The 21,427-nt window shown below is 64.9% G+C and carries 14 protein-coding genes, 1 tRNA gene and 5 pseudogenes; 5 read left to right on the forward strand and 15 right to left on the reverse strand.

Annotated features, from left to right (window positions below):
- Positions 1-54 precede the first annotated feature (54 nt).
- The 12 genes and pseudogenes from HAP54_RS04250 to HAP54_RS04300 all read right to left on the reverse strand — a co-directional run bounded on the left by HAP54_RS04250 (position 55) and on the right by HAP54_RS04300 (position 13,987).
- Positions 55-699, reverse strand: coding sequence for a glutathione S-transferase family protein (locus HAP54_RS04250; RefSeq protein WP_029079390.1), 645 nt, complete (start codon positions 697-699; stop codon positions 55-57).
- A 4-nt stretch (positions 700-703) separates the two neighbouring features.
- Positions 704-1,447: an SDR family NAD(P)-dependent oxidoreductase gene (locus tag HAP54_RS04255; protein WP_166298868.1), complete on the reverse strand. Its 744-nt coding sequence runs from the start codon at positions 1,445-1,447 to the stop codon at positions 704-706.
- A gap of 64 nt (positions 1,448-1,511) precedes the next feature.
- The gene (locus HAP54_RS04260) at positions 1,512-2,708 is read right to left on the reverse strand and encodes a CaiB/BaiF CoA transferase family protein (protein WP_166298869.1); all 1,197 of its coding nucleotides are present in this window, start codon (positions 2,706-2,708) and stop codon (positions 1,512-1,514) included.
- A gap of 99 nt (positions 2,709-2,807) precedes the next feature.
- Positions 2,808-3,680, reverse strand: a complete 873-nt coding sequence (locus HAP54_RS04265; RefSeq protein ID WP_166298870.1) for a helix-turn-helix domain-containing protein — start codon at positions 3,678-3,680, stop codon at positions 2,808-2,810.
- Between the two features lie 200 nt (positions 3,681-3,880).
- Entirely contained in the window at positions 3,881-4,630 is a 750-nt protein-coding gene (locus HAP54_RS04270) for a hypothetical protein (RefSeq protein ID WP_166298871.1), read from the reverse strand.
- On the reverse strand, positions 4,627-5,205 hold the full coding sequence (locus HAP54_RS04275; protein WP_166298872.1) for an invasion associated locus B family protein: 579 nt from the start codon (positions 5,203-5,205) through the stop codon (positions 4,627-4,629). The genes HAP54_RS04270 and HAP54_RS04275 overlap by 4 nt, the downstream gene beginning before the upstream one ends.
- Entirely contained in the window at positions 5,202-9,335 is a 4,134-nt protein-coding gene (locus tag HAP54_RS04280) for a beta strand repeat-containing protein (RefSeq protein ID WP_224741377.1), read from the reverse strand. Before HAP54_RS04280 ends, HAP54_RS04275 begins: the two co-directional genes overlap by 4 nt.
- A gap of 57 nt (positions 9,336-9,392) precedes the next feature.
- Positions 9,393-9,536, reverse strand: a pseudogene (locus tag HAP54_RS52300) (hypothetical protein); the annotation flags it as partial.
- Positions 9,537-9,642: 106 nt separating this feature from the next.
- Positions 9,643-10,308, reverse strand: a pseudogene (locus HAP54_RS52305) (calcium-binding protein); the annotation flags it as partial.
- A 352-nt stretch (positions 10,309-10,660) separates the two neighbouring features.
- Complete coding sequence (locus tag HAP54_RS04290; protein WP_166298873.1) at positions 10,661-11,698, reverse strand: helix-turn-helix domain-containing protein; 1,038 nt, start codon at positions 11,696-11,698, stop codon at positions 10,661-10,663.
- A gap of 776 nt (positions 11,699-12,474) precedes the next feature.
- On the reverse strand, positions 12,475-12,909 hold the full coding sequence (locus tag HAP54_RS04295) for a hypothetical protein (protein WP_166298874.1): 435 nt from the start codon (positions 12,907-12,909) through the stop codon (positions 12,475-12,477).
- Positions 12,910-13,235: 326 nt separating this feature from the next.
- A pseudogene (locus HAP54_RS04300) lies at positions 13,236-13,987 on the reverse strand (IS5 family transposase).
- A 136-nt stretch (positions 13,988-14,123) separates the two neighbouring features.
- On the opposite strand from HAP54_RS04300, the pseudogene HAP54_RS04305 reads away from it, so the two are divergent.
- Positions 14,124-14,890, forward strand: a pseudogene (locus HAP54_RS04305) (IS5 family transposase).
- Positions 14,891-15,488: 598 nt separating this feature from the next.
- Here HAP54_RS04305 and HAP54_RS04310 read toward each other — a convergent pair.
- Positions 15,489-15,563, reverse strand: a tRNA-Val gene (locus HAP54_RS04310).
- A 79-nt stretch (positions 15,564-15,642) separates the two neighbouring features.
- Entirely contained in the window at positions 15,643-16,002 is a 360-nt protein-coding gene (gene cpdR, locus HAP54_RS04315; protein WP_016843340.1) for a cell cycle two-component system response regulator CpdR, read from the reverse strand.
- A 305-nt stretch (positions 16,003-16,307) separates the two neighbouring features.
- Here cpdR and HAP54_RS04320 point away from each other — a divergent pair, with 305 nt between their 5' ends.
- The 3 genes and pseudogenes from HAP54_RS04320 (at position 16,308) to HAP54_RS04330 (ending at position 19,623) form a co-directional block, all read left to right on the forward strand.
- Positions 16,308-17,195, forward strand: coding sequence for an N-formylglutamate amidohydrolase (locus tag HAP54_RS04320; RefSeq protein WP_166210412.1), 888 nt, complete (start codon positions 16,308-16,310; stop codon positions 17,193-17,195).
- A 570-nt stretch (positions 17,196-17,765) separates the two neighbouring features.
- A complete protein-coding gene (hisN, locus tag HAP54_RS04325; RefSeq protein ID WP_166298875.1) occupies positions 17,766-18,545 on the forward strand; it encodes a histidinol-phosphatase in 780 nt (259 codons plus the stop codon).
- A 114-nt stretch (positions 18,546-18,659) separates the two neighbouring features.
- Positions 18,660-19,623, forward strand: a pseudogene (locus tag HAP54_RS04330) (tripartite tricarboxylate transporter substrate binding protein).
- 8 nt (positions 19,624-19,631) lie between these two features.
- Here the strand turns inward: HAP54_RS04330 and HAP54_RS04335 are convergent.
- Entirely contained in the window at positions 19,632-20,525 is an 894-nt protein-coding gene (locus tag HAP54_RS04335) for a LysR family transcriptional regulator (protein WP_029077516.1), read from the reverse strand.
- 92 nt (positions 20,526-20,617) lie between these two features.
- Between HAP54_RS04335 and HAP54_RS04340 the strand changes: the two genes are divergently transcribed.
- A complete protein-coding gene (locus HAP54_RS04340) occupies positions 20,618-21,370 on the forward strand; it encodes a sulfite exporter TauE/SafE family protein (RefSeq protein ID WP_166210421.1) in 753 nt (250 codons plus the stop codon).
- Positions 21,371-21,427: the final 57 nt, after the last annotated feature.

The raw sequence follows: 21,427 nt of genomic DNA on the forward strand, positions 1-21,427 counted from the left end.
GACGGCAACGTTTGCCTTTGAGCGGCAAGGGATGGCCCTGACACGTGTCACCGCTCAGATCTTCACGGTGTTGACCGCGACGCTCTCCTTGTAGGCCGGCCTTGCTGTGACGCGATCGAGATACGGCGTCGCGACGTCGCAGACCCCGACGCCGTAATCGATGGCCCACACCAGACAGGTGGTCAGCAGGATATCCGCGCTGGTGAACTGATCGCCCATCAGATACTGGCGACCGTCCGACAACGCGACTTCGACGTGCCGCAGTTGCTGGCGGAAATACTCCGCGGCCTTGCCGACCACATCGGGAGCGTGGCCGTAGATATGCGCGAGGCCCTTGAGGCCGTGGCGGCGCATCACGTAGAGGCTGGTCGAGTCCAGTTCGGCCACGATGAAGAAGCACCACTCCAGCCATCGCGCGAAGTCGTGCTCCTCGACCGGGACAAGAGAGATGTTCGGATTGGAATAGTGGCGCGCCAGATAGGCGACGATGGCGGCACTCTCGCCGATCGTGAAGTCGCCATCCTGCAGCAGGGGTATTTTCTGACGCGGATTGAGCAACGTGTATTCCGGCGTCTTGGTCTCGCCCGAGCGCGGCAGGATCGGCTTGCAGTGATAATCCAGCCCCAATTCGTGCAGCGCCCAATGGGCCCGAATCGTCCGCGATGTCCCCACCCCCCACAGCGTCAGCGTTTCCGGCATGGCGTCACCATTTCTCGACGGAGGGACGCAGATCCAGCTCGTGGCTCCAACCGTCGCGGCTTTGCTGGTGCACGAACCAGTAGGCTTCCGCGATCGAGGACGTGCGGGTCAGCGTGTCAGGCGGGATCGCCGACGCGTCGATGCCCGTGGCGGCCTTCATCCGCTGGTGGATGGCCGGGCTGTCGACGCCGGCATCGATCAGGAGATGGGCGACATGGATGTTCTTCGGCCCGAGCTCGCGCGCCATCGCCTGAGCGACCGCGCGCAGGCCGAACTTGGCGGATGCGAATGCCGCAAAGCCGCTGCTGCCGCGCACGCTGGCGGTTGCGCCGGTGAACAGCATGGTGCCGCGGCCATGCCGCAGCATGTGCCGTGTCGCCTCGCGCCCGACCAGGAAGCCGGCGAAGCAGGCGAGCTCCCAGGCCTTGAAGAACAGCTTTTCGCTGGTCTCATGCAGCTCCTTCTTGACGTTCGATCCGGCATTGAACAGGCAAACCTCGATCGGCCCGAACTCGCGTTCGATCCGCTCGCAAAGCTCCTGCACCTCGGTCTCGCGCCGGGCATCGACGCTGAGCGCATGCACCCGGCCGCCGGCGCCGGTCAGCTCCTCCACCAGCGCGCTCGATTTCGCCGCATCGCGCCGCGCGATGCAGACGGTGTAGCCGCCTGCCGCGAAGCGCCGCGCCACCGCGGCACCGATCGCATCGCCCGCGCCAACCAGCAAGGCAGTCTTGTTTGTCTCGGCCATAGGACATCTCCCACCGACGGCGGTTGTTCAGTTCAAGGATGGTGACGTTGCGTGGCGCGATCGCTCAGACCGCGCGCACGGCCCTCTCGGCGATCATCTGTTCGATGGCCGCATCGCCGTAGCCGAGGTCGCGCAGCACCTCGCGACTGTGCTGGCCGATGCGCGGCGCCGGACCGCCGATCGCGGCAGCATCGACATCGAACCGCGCCGCGGGTTTTGGCTGCCGCACGGTGCCGACCCCGGGCTGCTCCAGCTCGGCGATCAGCCCGCGGGCAACCACCTGCTCGTTGGCGATGATCTCGCCGCGCCGCAGGATCGGCGCGCACGGCACGTCGGCCGCATCGAGCCGCGCCAGCCATTCGGCGGTGCTGTGCTGGCCGATATAGTCCTGCATCCTGTTGATGCGCGCCGTCGCATTGACCGAGCGCGAGGCCGGCGTGGCGAAACGCGCATCACTGGCCAGTTCCGGATCGCCGGTGGCCCTGCAGAAGCCTTGCCACTCGGAATCGGAGATGGTCCCGCAGGTGAGGTAACCGTCCGAGGTCTGGAACACGAGATCGGGACGGTCGTTCGGATCCGACGTGGTCTGCTCGCGGCCGACCACCGTGTATTGCATCATGCCTTCCGGCCAGAGATAGGCGATCATCGCGTCGAGCATCGCGACCTGGATATGCTGGCCGCGGCCGGATTTCTCGCGGGCGTACAGCGCCGCGGTGATCGCCTGCGCGGCATAGACCGCCGTCGTCTTGTCGGCCACGATGGTCCGGATCATCTGCGGACGGTTGGTGACCGGCTGCGCCTGGATATCGCAGAAGCCGGACAAGCCCTGCACGATCGGGTCGTAGACCCGCTTCTTGGCGTAAGGCCCGTCTTCGCCGACGCCGCTGATCGAGACATAGATCAGCCGCGGATTCTTGCTGCGCACCTCGTCCGGACCGAGCCCGAGACGTTCCATCGTGCCGGGCCGGAAATTCTGCACCAGCACGTCGGCCTCGAGCACCAACTTGCCCAGCACGTCACGGCCGGCATCGGTTTTCATGTCGATCGAGAGCGAGCGCTTGCCGCGGTTCGACGAGATGAACAGCGCCGAGAATTCGCCGGTCTTGTCGACATTGGCCCGGCTGCGGCGGGTGATGTCGCCGCCGATCGGTTCGACCTTGAGGACATCGGCGCCCTGATCGGCCAGGAACATCGTCGCGAACGGGCCCGAGACGACACCCGTCAGATCAAGTACGCGAACTCCCGCCAATGGCCCTGACATGCGCTGCTTCCTTCTCCGATTTACGCCATGCCGGCGTACGATGGAGCATGGGCCCGCGCTTCCGGGAAACCGCCGCGACTTGCAAAAAAGCGCCGAAACTCAGGCCCGGCACTGCTGGCGGAACAGCGACGGGCTCATGCCGGTGGCCTGCCCGAACGCCGACGAGAAATGCTGGGCGTGGCTGAAGCCCGACGCCAGCGCGATGCTGGTCACGCTGTCATCGGTTTCGCCGAGGCGGCGCTTGGCCTGGTCGATGCGCAGATCGAGCACATAACGATGCGGGCTGGTGCCGGTGCTCTCCTGGAAGGCGCGCAGGAAATGCCGCTTGCTCAGGCCGGCCACATCTGACAGCGCCGACAGCGAGATGGTCTCGCCAAGATTTGCCCTGACGAACTCCTCGATCCTGCGCAGCTTGAGCGCCGGCAATCCGCCGCGGCTCAAGGGCTTCGCCGGCTCGGCGCTGCGCGACAGCCGCGCGATATGGGCCAGCGCCTGACTGGCCCAGCCCTCGGCGAACAGATCGAACAGATTGTCGGGCGCGGTGGCCTCCTGACTGAGCTCGGCGAGGCCGCGGCAGAGCTGGTCATGGCCGAACGCAAGCGCCGGCCGTTCAATCACGCCATTGAGGCGGCTCTGCACGAACTTTGGATCCAGGAACACGACCACATAATCGAACGCCGGCCCGACCGACCATTCGCCCTCGATCTCGGTGCCGGCGGGAAACAGCGCGAGATTGGCCGCTTCGGAGAACTCGGATTCGACCGGCCGGCCATTGATCGTGGCGCGCAATTGCGAGCAGCCGTTGCGGAACCAGAACAGCGTCAGTTCAGGCTGGCGAAAATGCCAGTTCATGCGGGGCCGCGAGGTCCGGCTGAGCAGCTCGACCCGGATCGGCTTCGACCGCGCGATGACGGAGGACACAAGTTCACCGCCGACCTGGCGGACATACCGCTCGGTGCGCGCTTCCTCCATGGGATATCTCCTCCGCGTTTGGCACGGATGGGTGAGTTCTGAATCAGAATTGACTATCCCGGAGAAAAAATCCAGCCCCTTCTCGCTGGACTGTCGCGGCGCACGGAACCGTGATGCGGCCTATTGCGGCTAACGCGATCGTCGCGCCGACCGAAGCGGCGCGGCCGGGCGGGTGTGACTCAGCGCCGATCAACCGCGCGTCATCCCCCGGCGGCGACCCGCAGCGCCGTCACCGCGACGCAGGCATTGCCGAACGGAATCAGCACCACTTGCGCGCCGTTCGGCCGCGCGATGGTCAAGAGCTCGCCCAGCGTGCCATTCTGCCCATTGAGCTTGGCGAGCTCGGCGGCAACCGTTGGGCAGCTTTCCGTGCGTGGCGTCACCCGCACCAGATTGCCTTCGCAGGACGATCCAACCGGTGCGGCAAACACGATTCCGGCGGCCTGCTGCGCCGCGCTGCCTTGCGCGTTTCCTTGCGCGTTGGCCTGCGCGGCCTGGCCGGGCGCGAGCGCGACCAGCGACTGCACCGAATGGGAATTGCCGGCCTTGGCGTCCCATTGCGACTGCGCGGTGTAGTTCGAGTTCATCGCGAGACCGCGGCCGAGCGTCGCGAACAGATTGGCGCAGGTCACGATGTTGCCCTGCCGCGCATGATCGTCGAACACCGTCGGCTGCTGCGCCGCCTGCTGCGGCGGAGCCGATACCGCAGGCGATTGCGGCTGCGCTTCCTGCGGACGCGACTTGTGCGGCTGCGGCTTCGCGGCGACGGCGGGCTTCTTGGCCGGCGCGGGCGCGCCCTGCTGCAGCGGCAGCGGCTGCGCCTGGGCAGGCTGCATCTGCTGGGCATATCCCACGACGCCGGCCGCGCTGAGCGCCGCCACGACGACCGCCGCGAAAATCAGGATGGGGGTCTTCAGTCGCATCGGCGTCTTCGTCCTCTTGTCGATCATTTCAATTTCGCCAGCACGCCGGACAGTCCGTCCAGCGGCGCCGTCAGCACGATCGGCCCTGCTTGCGGAAGCTGATAGGACACAAGGCACGGCGTTGCCGCGCGGATGTGCCGGCGGAGCACATTGCCGATCGCAATCGTGGCGAAGCAGAAACTGGCATCGCAGCGATCGGTCTGCGCGACGATGCGGTCCGGCGTTTCACCCATGGCGAGCTCGATCTGCGCACCGACGCCGGCGGCTGCGGGGATGCGCATCGCCATCAGCGGCTTGCCGTCGGCGGTCGCAATCAGCGACCAGTTGAAGGCGACGGCGCCCTGCGCGTTGACGATCGACTGCGTGACGTTGCAGACCCGGCGCTTCGATTTCAGGCTCTCGTCGCAGATCAGGGTCCAGTTCTTGAACGGCTGGATCATCCGCCTGAACTCGCCGAGCGTCTCGCCTTCGGGCACCACGACGTCCGACGGCTTCACGGCGTAGGCGGACGGCGGCGCACCCTGCGCTGCCGCACTCGCCGCCGCGCAGAGCCAGATTGCAAAAGCCAGACACGCCAGCCGCCTCGTCGACGTCAGGGTCAATTGAGTGTCAGGCTCACGCCGGCACTGACGCCCCAGTCGCTGCCGGCGGTGGTCGCCGCGGCGTTGCTGCGCAGCCGGCCGTTCTCGCTGGTGTAGCCGATGCCGAAGGCGAGCGCGCCCTGGCTGCGCCAGACGCCGCCGCCGGCCGATGCACTGATCTTGCCGGGCCGGTCGTCATAGCGTAGCGACGCGGCGGCCATGCCGATCGCCGCCGCGCGCCAGGCGTCCTGCCGCACCTCGCCGATCTGGCCGTTGAGCTGCTGGAACGCACTGTTGAGCTGGTTGACGTTGACCGCATCGGTGCCGGCGACGCCCGCCGCCACGTTGCTGATCGTCACCGGCCCGCTACCGCCGCTGTTCAGCGTCACCTTGTTGGTGGTGTTGCCGGAGGCATCGGTGTCGTAGCGGATCGAGCCGCTCGCAACCGCCTGGAGCTGGCTCACATTGACCGCATCGGTCGCAGCCGAGCCCGCGGCGACATTGGTGACGCGGCGTTCGGCGCCGGACGAGCCGACCGAGACTTCGCCGGTCGCGACGCCCGCCACGGTCTTGCCGACGACAGGCGTATAGGCCGCATCGCTCAGATTGGCCGTGGTGGTCGAGTTCGCACCGAGCGCCAGCGAGTTGGCCTGGGTCGCCTTGGCGCCGGCGCCGATCGCGACCGAATTGTCGGCCGACGCGGCGGAGCCGTTGCCCATCGAGATCGCGTTGGCGCCGCTGGCGACCGATTGCGGTCCGATCGCGACGCTCTCCGCACCGGTGGCGGAGGAATCCGCCGCGGTCGAATTGGCGTGGAAATACTTGATGCCGCCACTGCCGGTCGAGATGTTGTTGACGGTGGTATAGAGCGCGTCGAGCGAGGTGTTGGTGGCCCACAGCTGCGAGCCGTTGATCGCATCCGTTGAGGTCGCGCTGATCTGCCCCGCGGCCAGGTTGGTGAGGGTACGCTCCGAACCGGCGCTGCCGATACTGACGGTCGAGGTCGGCGTCGCGCCGGCGAAGGCGTACGTGGTGCCACCGATCGTGGTGTTAGCGGTCGCCACCACGGTCGAGGTGGTCGAATTGGCGCCGAGCGCGACATCGCCGGCCTGCGCCGTCGCCTTGGCATTCGGACCGAGCGCGACACTGGTCGGATTGGTCGTCTGGGATCCTGCGCCGATCGACACCGACTGGATGCCGCTGGCCTGCGCATTGGTTCCGAACGCGATCGAATCGGCAAAGTTGGACACCGAATTCTGGCCGATCGCAATGCCGCCGGGCGCGGTCTGCGCCACGGTTGCACCAAAGCCCATGCCGATGCCGTTGTCGCCATTGACCACGGTCTGCGGCCCCACCGCGACCGAGTTGTTGCCGACCGCCAGCGAATCCGCCAGCGTCGAATTTGCGTGGAAGTATTTCGTCGTCGTGGTCGCGAACGAGGTCAGCGCCCCGGTCAGCTGCCGCACGGTGACGGCATCGCTCGACTGGGTGCCGTCGGCCACGTTGGTGATCTGCCGGTAGCTCGTCGCGTTGCCGACCGACACCGCGCCGAGCAACGCGAGATCGGTGGTGTTGAAGGGGATGATGGTGCCGCCGATGATGCCGGACGCCGGCGCGACCGCGCGGTTGGATATCGAACCCGAGCCGATCGCAACGCCATCGGCCACCGTGGCCTGGGTGTTGAAGCCCACCGCCGTCGAATTCGTGGCCGTTGCCGACGCGGCAACGCCCGCCGCCATCGAATTGGTCCCGGTCGCACCGTTGTTGGTGTAGTTGGCCTGCTGGGTGCCGCCGTCATTGACACCATAATAATGCGTCAGGCCGTTGCTGACGACGGTCGAGAGGCTGTCGATCGCCGACGTCGCGGCAAACAGCTGCGAACCGTTGATCGCGTCGGTCGAGCCGTTGCTGACCCGGCCCGCTGCGACGTTGGTGATGGTGCGCTCGTTGCCGACCGTGCCGACGCTGACGGTCGAGAGCGGCGTCGTGCCGGCGAAGCTGTAGGTGGTGCCGCCGATGACCATGTTGGCGGTTTGAACCGCCGTGCTGGTCTGGCTGCCCGAGCCGAGCGCGATGTCGTTGGCGTTCGCGGCGGTCGCGCCGTTCCCGATCGACACCGAGCCGCTGCCGGTCGCAGTCGACACCGGTCCGATCGCAACCGAGTTTGTTCCCGCGGCAGACGAATCGGCCAGCGTCGAATTGGCGTGGAAATACTTGATGCCGCCGCCATTGTTGATGTTGTTGACGGTGGTGCCGATGGCGTCGACCGCCTGGTTGGTCGCAAAGAGCTGCGAGCCGTTGATCGCATCGGTCGAGGACCCGCTGATCCGCCCCGCCGCGACATTGGTGATGGTGCGCTCATTGCCGACCGTGCCGACGCTGACGGTCGAGGTCGGTGTTATGCCCTGGAAGTTGTAGGTGGTGCCATTGATCACCGTGCTCGCCGTGCTGACCGCCGTGCTGGTCTGGCTACCCGAGCCCAGCGCGATATCGTTGGCATTCGCGGCGGTCGCGCCGTTGCCGATCGATACCGAGCCGGCGCCCGTCGCGGTCGACACCGGTCCGATCGCAACCGAGTTCGTACCCGCGGCGGAGGAATCGGCCAGCGTCGAGTTGGCATGGAAATACTTGATGCCGCCGCCGGTGTTGATGTTGTTGACGGTGGTGGCGAGGCCGTCGACCGCCTGGTTGGTCGCAAAGAGCTGCGAGCCGTTGACCGCATCGGTCGAGGATCCGCTGATCCGCCCCGCGGCGACATTGGTGATGGTGCGCTCGGCGCCGGGTGCGCCGACGCTGACGGTCGAGGTCGGCGTCGTGCCCTGGAAGGTGTAGGTGGTGCCGTTGATCACCGTATTCGGCGTGCCGACCGCCGTGGTGGTCTGGCTGCCCGAGCCCAGCGCGATATCATTGGCATTCGCCGCGGTCGCGCCATTGCCGATCGACACCGAACTGCTGCCGGTCGCGGTCGACACCGGGCCGATCGCAACCGAGTTCGTACCTGCGGCAGACGAATCGGCCAACGTCGAATTAGCGTGGAAATACTTGATGCCTCCGCCGTTATTGATGTTGTTGACGGTGGTGCCGATGGCGTCGACCGCCTGGTTGGTGGCAAACAGCTGCGAGCCGTTGACCGCATCGGTCGAGGTCCCGCTGATCCGCCCCGCGGCGACATTCGTGATGGTGCGCTCGGCGCCGGGTGCGCCGATGCTGACGGTCGAGGTCGGCGTCGTGCCCTGGAAGGCATAGGTGGTGCCATTGATCACCGCGTTCGCCGTACCGACCGCCGTGGCGGTGGCACTGCCGTTGCCGAGCGCGACGGCGCCCGCGTTGGTCGCGATTGCGCCCGCACCGAGGGCGATTGCGTTGGCGGCCGACGCGTTGGCCTGGCTGCCCAGGGCAACCGCGCTCGCACCATTGGCCACGTTGCGGTCGCCGATCGCCACCGCGCCCTGGCCGGTCACTGTGTTCTGATAGCCGATGCCAACCGCGCCCTGCGCCGGCGTGCCCGCGGTGCCGACGGCCTGGCCGCCGCCGCCCACCATGTTGGTGTTGCCCATCGCGACCGCGCCGTCGCCGGTCCCGGTGTTGTTCAGGCCGCTCGCAATGGCGCCATTGCCGGTCGCGGTGTTGGGATCGCCGATCGCGACCGCGCCATTGCCGCTGGCGACGTTGCCGGCGCCGACGGCGACCGCCTGGCCGTTGGTCGCAAGCGTATTGGTGCCCACCGCAACGGCGTTGGCGGAATTGGCGACGGCGCTGGTGCCGACCGCGATCGCGCTTGCAGCGCTGGCGGCAGACTGTCCGCCGATGGCGATGGCGTTGTTCCCCGATGCATTCGCGCCGGCGGTGGCATTGCCGCCGATCGCCAGTGACCCGACGCCCGAGGCGGTCACCCGCGTCGCAAGCGTGGTCCCGCCGGAGCCATATGCGTTCGCATACGTGCCAGTGGCCTGCGCCAGGGTGCCGACGGCTGTGGCATTCCCTCCGGATGCGGTAGCCCCGACACCGATGGCGGCCGCCGAGACGTTGGTGGAGCTCGCATTGTTGCCGAGCGCAATACCACCGGTCGCCGTGTTGCCAACGATGGCGCCCGATCCAATCGCGACCGCGCCCCCGGCAGCTTGCGCCTGCGCCTGGTTGCCCACAGCCACGGCGAAATCTCCGGCCGCGGTGGCGGAGCTACCCCCGGCGAATGAGTTGATCCCCGACGCGACCGATTGTTTGCCAAGAGCAACAGCGCTGTCTGCCGAGGCGACGGACGACCAGCCTCCGGCCCATGAATTGGCGCTGGCCGTGGAGCTGACGCCGACCGCGGTGGCATTGCCGCCGGTGGCACTGGCGAATGTGCCCAAGGCGCTCGTGCCTGCTCCCGTGGCATTGGCGGAAACGCCGAGCGCGACCGAAATTGACGCCGCTCGAGACCGTGCCCTGGCCCAGCGCCATCGCGCCGCCGGTGCCCGTGGCCTTCGCGTTCAGGCCGAGCGCCACCGAGTACTGTGCCGACGAAACGGATGAACGTCCAATCGCAATGGCGTCGGCCTGGGATGCTGTCACGTCCGTGCCAATGCCGATGGCACTTGCAGCGGTGGCACCTGTTCCCGCAACAGTGCGCGAGCCAAGGTAGACGGAGTTCAACTGGGACGCGATCGCCTGGAAGCCGATCGCGACGGCATTCTGAGCACCTGCGCTCGTGCTCGTGCCTTGGGCGATGGAATCGAGTCCCGACGCCGCTGCTCCGCTTCCAAGCGCGATGCCGCGCAGCCCGCTGGCCGTCGAGCCAGGTCCGACCGCCACGGCATTGCCGCCTGTCGCGGAACCTCCGCCTGCCTGATAGGCCTGCGCGTTCGCGGTCTGAGGGATGGCAGCAAAACTCGCCGCAACCAGCACGAACGACGCCCAACCCTCGAACCCGCCGCTGAACAACCGTGGTGTTACGGCTCCCGAGACGCCCAGCGTCCCGAGCCCGAGCCGGTCACGCTTGACGCCGAGTCTCCGATGCGCCTGGCGCAGCACCGTCATCAGCCGGCGCCGCAGCGAACGGCTGTCCGCATCGCCGGATGCGACCCAGCTCCGGACGAATCCTTGCGATCTCACGCGTGCAACAGAGGTCCGTGTGACAACCATGGCGTGTCCCCTTTATGACATCTTGTCCAGACGTCGGGGGTGCTACGCCGCGGACTGTGCCCACATGCGTGCCCATCAAGAACGCATGTGGAGAAGTAAAGACAGCGCGTTGCGCGCTCGCCTTTCGGTCCTGGCCAACGATGTGTCGAGTTTAGCGAGCGCACTCTTGCCACCCCGCGCTCGCTCGACTGCCCCATCAATGTGCCCCGAGTCGTCATAAACAAAAATGATAGACACATATTTGACAACGTCACTCAGCAGGCCGTCCAAATAGCGCGCAGATCGTCTCACAAGTTGAATGATTTGCCCGATGCACCGTGTGGTATTTTGCGCCTCTTCAACCGGCAGTTGATCAGCGGCGCGCGCGTTCGCGTGCTTCGCGCGGGCTGACACCGAATTCGCGACGGAAGGCGCGGGTGAAATCCGACGCCAGCTTGAAGCCGTGCCGATAGGCGACCTCCTGCACCTGCCGGTCGGTGGTCGCGACGAGCTCTGCATGCGCCGCGCGCAGCCGCTTGCGCATGATATAGCCGGCGACACCACCGACGCTCTCGAATGCACGGTAGAGTGCAGAACGCGAGATCCGCAATTGCTGCGCAATGCGATCCGGTGTGAGGTCGAAGTCGCCGAGATGCGCCTCTATATAACGGCGCGCGCGCTCGAACAGGATGGACTCGATGGCGCCCTGCCCTTGCTCCACCCCGTCAGCCGACAGCTCGATGCACGCGGCGATCATGTTCGCGGTCGCCCGTCCGGCCTGCCTCAGCTCGTCCGGTGACATCTGAATCAAACGCATCTCGAGCCGGTCCAGATAATCCGCAAGCAGCTCGATCAGATTGCCCGAGAGAATGGTGTTGCAGACGCTGTCGAGTTGCTCGGCGACGCCCGCGAAGGCGCCGCGCCGCAAGCCAATCACCAGGCCGTCATAATCCGTGATGCGGCCGCGGAAGTCGTCGTCAAGCGAGATCATGAACATGGCGCCAGGCCCGGCAAGGATTTGCCGCTCGCCGGTCTCGAACCAGGCTTCTCCCGAGCGCACGCGGAACAACCACCAGATATCGACCGGGGGACGCTGCGACGACTCGGACATACGCGCAAAGGTCTGACCGGCAAACTGCCCGGATGAGAACACGATGTCAGCCATGTTGCAGGTGAGGTATTCGACCTCGAACCCGCGTGCAGGGTCGTGGCCGTCCGGTGGCGCCACGTCGAGCAGCGAGGCCATGCGCGTCTTCCAGACCTCAAACTGTTCCGGCGCCGGATAGGGTCTGGTCGAGAAGAGCCGCGGCGGCGCCGGCGTGATGTCCCTGATGTCCCGGGGCTCGCGTGGCAGGGGAACCTGTTCCAGCAGCTTGGCTGCGCTCACCGGCCTGTTGTCGTCTTCTTGCATGTCATTTCGTCCCCCGTTGTCGCAACCGACGAACGTCGGCTCAACGGAGGTGCATTCCCAAGGTTGCGTCGCCGGCCTCGGACGGACCGGCGAATTTTCAGGCCGACGGAGAAGCGGGATTTTCTGGATGCGGGCATGTCATCCTGCTTACGATGGCCGCTCCTGATAGGGCCGATGCAGGTTCCTGCGGCACTCGTGCTCACACATGGCATTCATCATTGTCGCGATTGTATTGTCGCGTGGTTGCCGGATCCGGCTCGAGAACCCATCGCCGAGATCGCTCGAGTGACCTAGAGAACAATCTGCGCGAGAACCAGAGGAGCGGCAACGTGCATCGTGAAGAAATCCAAAATTGCTTTCGTGCGATGCGATCGGGCAACGCATCGTCGCGGCGTGTTCAGAAAATTTTCGCGATCTTCGCGCTGAGACGAAACGCACGTAGCGGCCGAGAACAGACGTAAGCACGGTACATGACATATCGAGAATCCAGCGCACCGGATTCCCGTCGACCGCGACTGAAGACGTGTGCCTAATCATGTGGCAATCCACCGCGCGCGACGTGAATGCGATCCATGCGAACAGAACACGCGGGCTGCGCGAGCCGCACATGTTGTCGCAGGTTGCGGCATCCTCACATGAACGTCGAGATGACGAAGGTCATAATGGCTCGTCACATTGCGCGGCGAACCCGCGCGTTGCGCCAGCGGCGCCAGATCACCGGCACCAGCCCTCATCATCGATGGAGGACACGACCTCTGTTCGGGCGTCGCCCCCGGCTATGCCTTGCTTTGCCCGATCTGGTCGAGCCACGCCGCAAAGCGCGGATGTTTCACGAACCTCAGTTTCACGACCGCCAATTCCTGCTGGAAGACAGGCAGGGAGAGCACCCTTTCGATATCGGGCTCCCTGATCTTCCAGATCCCCGGCGGAATGAAGCCATGGACCTTGAGTTCAAAGAGCTCGAAGATCGAGAAGATTACTTCATGCACGATCCGGCGCTCGTCCGGCGTCATCTCAATGCTGCCGGCAGCGCCCTCGTCATGGAACGCCGCTGTTGGCAGGCGGCGTCGCAGGTCGGAAATGCGGTCGGAATATCTGAGGAAGATATCGGCGCCGAGCCGCCGGTTGTTGGTGTGGAGCGCAGTGTAGATCGCCGTGATGCCCACGATGATGGTCCCGAGCGTCATGAATTTCAGGATGTGATCGAGCACTGCGATTTCTCCTCCGACCTTCCATGATCGCGCGAGAGGCCCTGAGCGACCTCTGGTTCCCGTCCCTTTATTACCGCAGCCGCAGCAACCGTCGAGATGCGGATCACTGAGTTGCCCGACGACGCAAGCCCCAACAGCAAAAATATTTCGGTTTATCGGAACGATAATTTGATGTATGGTTCGCCCGTCTCACCCGATCGAGGGGCGCTTCGCGATCGTCACGAACGCGGTGTGAGATGCGGTGGACGCCGAGCGTGTGACTGACGAGAGCACGTGAAGCGGACGGTGAAGTCGTGTGGTCCTGACGCCCTAGGGCCTGTTTGGATTCATCTTGAATTTATCACAGCGGCGGTGAGATTGATCATGGCTTCGAAGCTGATATCTGTTTTGTCGGCTCGCATGGCGATCCGCTTGAATTCCTTGAGCTTGCAGAAGAAATTTTCGATCAGATGTCGCCATTTGTAGATTTCCGCGTCGATGGCGAGAGGTTTTGCGCGCCGCGGGTGCTGGGAGATGACGACCTTGGCGCCGCGTGCGTCGAGGTCGGCAATGATGGCGTTGCTGTCGAACGCCTTGTCGGCGATCATCGCATCGAAGGTCAGCCCTTCGATCAACGGCGGGACGCCGACCGTGTCGAAGCGCTGTCCTGGCAGCAGCACGAAACGCAGGAGATTGCCGAGCGCGTCGGTCAGTGCCAGGATTTTGGTGGTCATTCCGCCTTTCGAGCGGCCGATCGCCTGGTTTTGCGTCCCCCTTTTGCGCCCTGTCCGTGGCGGTGGACTTTGACGATGGTGGCATCAACCATGACGTACTCCATGTCCGGCTCGTCCGAGACCGCATCAAACATGCGCTTCCAGACGCCCGCCTTGGCCCAGTCGCGGAAGCGCGTGTACACGGTTATCCAGTTGCCGAAGGCGCGCGGCAGATCGCGCCACGGACTGCCCGTGCGCGCAATCCACAGCACGGCTTCGACAAACAGCCGGTTGTTATTGCCGCTCCGGCCGGGATCACCCGGCTTGCCAAGACAAAGCGGCTCCATCTTCGCCCATTGGGCATCAGTCAAAACGAATCGGTCCATCCCAAGCTTGAATCACAACCAAGCCAGGATGAGAATCCGGAATCCAAACAGGCCCTAGGTGGTGTGGACTCTAAGGATTCCCTTTTAGGAGCAAATCAGATTCAAGGCTGCTTTTGGGGAGGCCGCCTTGGGTGTGATGGACCGTTTGGTATTGAGCGACGCGGCGTGGGAGCGGATAGCGCCGCTGATCATAGGGCGCCCCGATCAGAAGGGCTCCACCGGGCGCGACAACCGGATGTTCGTGGAAGGTGTGCTGTGGATCGTGCGTACGGGGTCTCCCTGGCGCGATCTTCCGGAGGTGTTTGGGGACTGGAACAGCGTGTTCCGGCGCTTCAGTCGATGGAGCATCAAGGGTGTTTGGTGGCGGATCTTCGAGGCGATGTCCGATGATCCGGACTTCGAATATCTGATCGTCGATTCCACCATCGTTCGGGCGCATCAGCACGCCGCCGGCGCCAAAAAGGGGGGTCTGAAGATCAAGCGGAAGATCAAGCGATCGGCCGCTCGCGCGGCGGCCTGAGCACCAAGATACATATGGCCGTTCGAGGCTTGGGATGTCCGGTGCGGTTCACGCTCACCGCAGGTCAGAAGGGCGATGCACCGCAAGCCGCCGCATTGATCGAAGGCTTATCCGCCGAGGTCGTCATGGCCGATACGGCCTATGACGCCGATCACTTGCGCCAAGCCATCGCCGCCAAAGGCGCGCTCGCCGTGATCCCCAACAACCCGTCACGCGCGCTCAAATATCCACTCGACAAGCATTTCTATGCCCAGCGTCATCTCGTCGAATGCTGCTTCTCAAAGCTCAAGCAGTTCCGCCGCGTCGCAACCCGCTTCGAAAAAACGGCCCGGAACTACCGGGCCGTCGTCACTCTCGCAGCCATCGTTCTATGGATGCGCTAGTGTCCACACCACCTAGTGGCCGGTGTCCCCTTGTAGAACGCGTAGCGTTCTTACGAAGGCGGTGACAAACAAGCCCAGTCTCGCCGGGGAGAGCGCGAAGTAAGCCGTAACCCATCGCGCAGGGAAAGCCGGATTGCTCCGGTTACACCTGTGGTCCTACCCCCGAGCTTTCTACCCTTTGCTCGGGGCCCATGGGTGCGATCGGCACCCGGCTTTCCCTGCGCCCTCTGTGAAGAGAGAGGGCGGAACGAGAAGCAAAGCTCGGGCGGATCATGTCGCGAGAATGCGAAGTTGTGTCCCCACCCACACTGTCATCGCCCGGCTCGACCGGGCGATCCAGTACGCCGCGGCTTCTCGATTCAAGCACAACCGTCTCTGGAATACTGGATCACCCGCATGCGCGGGTGATGACACCGAGCTAGCTGTTTGACAGGTTGAATCGGAAGATCGTCGCCATTGCCGAAGCGTGGCTTGCCGAGCCGTAGCTCGCGGCGCCAGTCCGTCTTCGCTTTCACGTTCGTTCAAGCTACGCCGGACACGCTTCGGACCTGAAGGTCCCCGCGTGGCTGCGCCACGCGAAGCCCGTCAGGGCGAAGCGTGGTGGGTGCGACAGGGATCGAACCTGTGACCCCTACCATGTCAAGGTAGTGCTCTCCCGCTGAGCTACGCACCCAAAGCGCTGTTTGGATCGGGACCCTATAACGGACCGCGGCGGGGCAGGCAAGGACGCAAAGTGAAGCTTTTTTGGCGAATCAGGCCGCCAGCAACTTGTTCACTTCGCTGACCAATTCCCTGAGGTGCACGGGCTTGGCCAGCACCTTGGCGTTTTTCGGCGCCTCCGAATCGGAATTGAGGGCCACCGCGGCGAAGCCGGTGATGAACATGATCTTGATGTCGGGATCGAGTTCCGAGGCGCGGCGCGCCAGCTCGATGCCGTCCATCTCGGGCATCACGATGTCGGTGAGCAGCATTTCGAACGGCTCCTCGCGCAGCCGCTGGTAGGCCGACATGCCGTTGTCGTGCGGCGAGACCTTGAAACCCGCGTTTTCGAGCGCCTTGACCAGGAAGCGGCGCATATCGGTGTCGTCTTCGGCGAGGAGAATTTTCGGCATGACTGGAATCGTCGAATCCGGCTTGGAGAATCTGTCCGAGCAGTAGGCACGACAGACGGTAAATTTCGGGTGAAATTTGCGGCCGGCCTGAGGCGGCGAGCACCACCTATTTGTGGACCGAACCCCGCAGCGAATCAACCTTGGTTGGCATTTCCTGCTTTTAAGACCCGTTCCAGCGGAAACCACATTCTTTTCACTTGGCAGAATGATCGCGATTACCGACAATGCCCGCCCATAAATCTCCGCTTTTCCGGCAGAATCAATTCTTGCGGGGCGAGGCGGACGCAAGGGACGGCGCCAAGGGAATGAGCGAATTTGCTGGCGAGTTGTCGCCCCCGTTCGAGATCGTTGAGCCGCAGGCCTGGCGCGCGCCGATCATCTTCAATTCCCCGCATTCGGGTTCGGTCTACCCCGCCGAATTCCTCGAAGCCTCGCGCATCGATCTGACGTCGCTGCGCCGCTCCGAAGATTCCTTCATGGACGAGTTGATCGCGGGCGTGAGCGACCGCGGCTTTCCGATCGTCCGGGTCAACTTCCCGCGCTCCTATGTCGACGTGAACCGCGAGCCCTATGAGCTCGACCCGCGCATGTTCACCGGACGGCTGCCGAGCTTTGCCAACACGCGCTCGATGCGGGTGGCCGGCGGCCTCGGCACCATCCCGCGGGTGGTCGGCGACGGCCAGGAAATCTACCGCGAGCGGCTCGACGTCGACGAGGCGCTGCGGCGGATCGAGGTGCTCTACAAGCCCTATCACCGCGCGCTGCGCCGGCTGATCAACAAGGCGCACCAGGCGTTCGGCGCCGTGATCGTAGTCGACTGCCATTCGATGCCGTCGGTCGGGGTGTCGCGCGACGAGCCGCGCCGGCCCGACGTCGTGATCGGCGACCGCTACGGCACGAGCTGCGCGCCGCTATTGCCTGACCTGGTCGAGGAGATGATGAGCTCGCTCGGCTATTCGATCGGCCGCAACAAGCCCTATGCCGGCGGCTTCATCACCGAGCATTACGGCAACCCGGCGAGCGGCCTGCACACCGTGCAGATCGAGCTCAACCGCGCCGTCTATATGGATGAGCGCCACCGCGAGCGCGGGCCACGCTTCGCCCAGGTCGCGGCCGACTTCGCGACCTTGGCGGATGCGCTCGCGAAAATTCCGTTCGGGGATCTCGGCCCGTTCCAGGCGGCGGCGGAGTAGACAAGTCTCGGACGGGCACTGCGGTGCGCGACGAAGTCATGAACACAGAATCCATTTCGCGACGCGAGCCGAGCGCCGAACTGGATTCCAGGTTCACGCGTGGAAAAGTCGGCCTAAGAAAAAAGGGCCGCTTGAATGAACAAGCGGCCCAAGTCTAGGGAGGAAACGCCCAAGGAGGGCAGCGATAGCGCGAGGCGCTACCGCACCGCAACAATATGCGGCCGCGCTGCACAAAACGCAAGAACTTTCGAAACATTTCCTCTGCAATGTTGGTAAATCTGGCGAAACTGCAACAGGCCGCATGCTATGATTTTTGTCATTTAGATTCAATGACTTATGGCAAAAATCTGGGGCGCTCAGCGCCCTGCGCATAGCTTGTATACCAGGACTCGCAACTTCGTGATCCGCCGCCAAGCCCAGGAGACTTTCGAATCCGAAGCCAAACGAAAGTGGGGAACCCCGTCATCAGGCCGGGATAACACTCCGTTAATCGTGCGCGCCGCGCCGGATTGAGCTAGGCAGATCGCAACCGATTTCTACCGCGTCGTTTGCGCATTTCAGGGACATGCCGTGACGGTCATCGACTTCACCGCCTTCATCGGCCGCCTCGCGACCGCATCCGGCGAAACCATCCTTCCGTTCTTCCGGACCTCGCTCTCGGTCGACAACAAGAGCTCGAACGATTTCGATCCGGTCACCGAGGCGGACCGGGCCGCGGAAGCCGTGATGCGGCGGCTGATCAAGGCGAACTTCCCCCAGCACGGCATCGTCGGCGAGGAATTCGGCAATGAGCGCGAGGACGCCGACTATGTCTGGGTGCTCGATCCGATCGACGGCACCAAATCCTTCATCGCCGGCTTTCCGATCTGGGGCACGCTGATCGCGCTGCTGCACAAAGGTACGCCGGTATTCGGGATGATGCACCAGCCCTATATCGGCGAGCGCTTCTCCGGCGACAGCGGCTCGGCGCATTACTCCGGGCCGTCGGGCCAGCGGCGGCTCTCGGTGCGGCGCTGCACCTCGCTGAAGGAGGCGACCGTCTTCACCACGAGCCCGCTGCTGATGAATCCGGATGATCGCGCCCGCTTCGGCCGCGTCGAGAATGCCGCGCGCCTGTCGCGCTACGGTGGCGACTGCTACTCCTATTGCATGCTCGCGGCCGGCCATCTCGACCTCGTGGTCGAGACCGAGCTGAAGCCCTACGACATTGCCGGCCTGATCCCGATCGTCACCGGGGCCGGCGGCATCGTCACCACCTGGGACGGCAAGCCGGCGCAAAGCGGCGGCCGCATCATCGCAGCCGGCGATCCGCGCGTGCACGAAGCGGCGATGAAGCTGCTCAACGCCTGATTTCCTGGCCTGATCTTTTGGCGTGATCTCTTGGCCTGATTTCTTGAGTTGCCGCGCGATTGATCTGCGCCCATCCTGACGGCAACGAGAAAAGTCAGGGATGGATGGGCGCACATGACGATTTGCGGCAGGTTGCTGGCGACCCTTCTGCTTCTCGCGCCCGGCGCAGCCTCGGCCCAGGATTTTCCGGCCAAACCTATCCGGCTGATCGTGCCGTTCCCGCCCGGCGGGCCGAACGACATCATCGCGCGCGTGATCGGGCAGAAGATGTCGGAGCTGGTGAGGCAGCCGATCATCGTCGACAATCGCGCCGGCCAGGGCGGCGTGCTCGGCACCGACGCGGTCGCGAAGGCTGCGCCCGATGGCTACACGGTCGCGATCGCGAGCGCCGGTGCGCTCGCCATCAGCCCGAGCATGGAAAAGGTCGCCTACGACACGCTGAAGGATCTCGCGCCGGTGACGCTGGTCGCGACCGTGCCGGAGATGCTGGTGGTCGCCACCAATGTACCGGCGAACAACATGAGCGAACTGGTCGCGCTCGCCAAGGCGCAGCCGGGCAGGCTCAACTTCGCCTCCTCCGGCCCCGGCAGCCTGCCGCATCTGGCCTGCGAATTGTTCAAGCTGACGGCGAAGATCGACATCGTGCCTGCCCTATCGCGGCGCGGCGCCCGCGGTGAACGATCTGCTCGGTCAGCAGGTGCAGATGACTTTCCTCGACCTGCCGGTCATCCTGCCGCAGATCAAGGCGGGCGCGCTGCGCCCAATCGCGCTCGGCGGGCGCGAGCGCGCCCCGACCGCGCCCGACGTGCCGACCACGGCGGAAGCCGGCATGCCCGACCTCGTCATCGAGAACTGGTACGGCATGGCCGTGCCCGCCGGAACGCCGCCGGCGATCGTCGCGAAACTGAACAGCGTCGCCACCGCGGCGATGGCCGATCCGACGGTGAAGCAAAAGCTCGCCGAGCAAGGCCTGACGCTGGTCGGCGACACGCCGGACCATTTCCGCGACTTCGTCGCCGCCGACATCAGGAAATGGGCCAAGGTGATCCAGGATGCCGGCGTCGTGACGACGAAATGAGCGTGCCGTCAGCGCTGGGCTTCGGCCCGTAAATATTCCACGAGCTGCTTGGCCGCCCGCGGCAGCGCCTTGAAGCTGCGGGCGCAGATCGTCAGCCGGCGGTTGGCCCAGGCGTCGCGGATCCGGATCGTTGTGATCGGCATCGACGCTGCGCAGCGCCGCGCCGCGGTTTCCGGGATCACGGCGATGCCGACGTCGGCAGCGACCATCTGGCAGATGGCGTCGAAGCCGCGCAGCCGGGCGCGAAAGCGCAGCCGCGCGCCGAGCTTGGCCGCGTGGCGGGAAATATGGACCTGCAGCGCCGACGTCGCGGTAAGCCCGACGAAATCGCGGCCAACCACTTCCTGGAAATCGATCTGGCGACGGCCGCCGAGATCGCTGCGCCGCGACGCCACCAGCATCAGGCGATCCTCGCTGAACAGGAAACGCTCGACGCTGTCGGGCAGCGCGTGTTCCGCGGCGAAGCCGAGATCGGCGGCGCCGCTGGCGATCGCGGTCGCGATATCGGTGCTCTCGCGCTCCTCGACATCGACGCTGATGTCGGGATATTCGTGCAGGAAGGCGGCCAGCGCCCGCGGCAGGTGCTCCGACAGGCCCGAGGTGTTGGCGAGCAGCAGCACGTTGGCGCGGACGCCGCTGGCATAGGCGGCAAGATCGCTCTGCAACGCCTCGACATTGTGGATCACGATGCGGGCGTGGCCGAGCAGGCTCTCGCCCGCCGCCGTCAGTTCGACGCCGCGGCGGCCGCGCTTGAGCAGCGCGACGCCGAGCGCCTCCTCGAGGCCCTTGATTCGCTCGCTTGCCGAGGCTAGCGCCATGTTCGCGCGCGCCGCGCCCTGGGTGATGCTGCGCGCATCGGAAACCGCGATGAACAATTGCAAGTCGATCAGGTCGAACCGCATGATTTTTCCCGCCCCATACCTTCGCCTCGTCCGAAGGCTAACTCCGTAACCTCCAGATTGTGCCGATCGGATCGATCGGTCAATGTGCCGCTATGGTCGACCATCTCCTGATCTTCATCGCCTTCGCCTTCCTGCTCGCCGGCTTCGTCAAGGGTACGCTCGGCCTCGGTCTGCCGACGGTCGCGATGGGGCTGCTCGCAACCACGATGCCGCCGGGCCAGGCGATCGCGATCGTGATCGTGCCGGCGATCGTCACCAATATCTGGCAGACCTTCGTCGGCCCCTATCTGCGCGACATCATCAAGCGGCTGTGGCCGCTGATGCTCGGCACCGTGGTCGGGATCTGGATCAATGCCGGGCTGTTGACCGGGCCTTACGCGGCCTACGGCACCGTCGTGCTGGGCGTGCTGCTGGTGATCTACGCGATCGTTGGCCTGAGCCGGTTCAACTTCAAGGTTGCGCGCCGCAACGAGAAATGGATCGGCGGCATCGTCGGCGTCATCACCGGGCTGATCTCGGCCGCAACCGGAGTTCAGGTCATCCCCTCGATGCCGTTCATGCAGGCGATCGGCATGGAGAAGGACGAGCTGGTGCAGGCGCTCGGCGTCTTCTTCACCACCGCAACGATCGCGCTCGCCTTCAACCTCACGGCCTCGGGCCTGCTGACGGCGGCCACCGCACTGCCGGGCGCGGTCGCGATGGTCGCATCATTCACCGGCATGTTCATCGGCCAGGCCGTCCGCACACGGATGCAGCCGGACGTCTTCCGCCGCTGGTTCCTGATCGCGATGATCCTGCTCGGCATCTATCTCGCCGGCAGCGCGCTGCTCAAGATCCACGGCTAGGGCATGATCCGGAAAAGTGCGAAGCGGTCCGAAAAGATCATGCCCAAACTAAAGGGC

This window comes from Bradyrhizobium sp. 2S1 (assembly GCF_011516625.5).
Classification (GTDB): domain Bacteria; phylum Pseudomonadota; class Alphaproteobacteria; order Rhizobiales; family Xanthobacteraceae; genus Bradyrhizobium; species Bradyrhizobium septentrionale.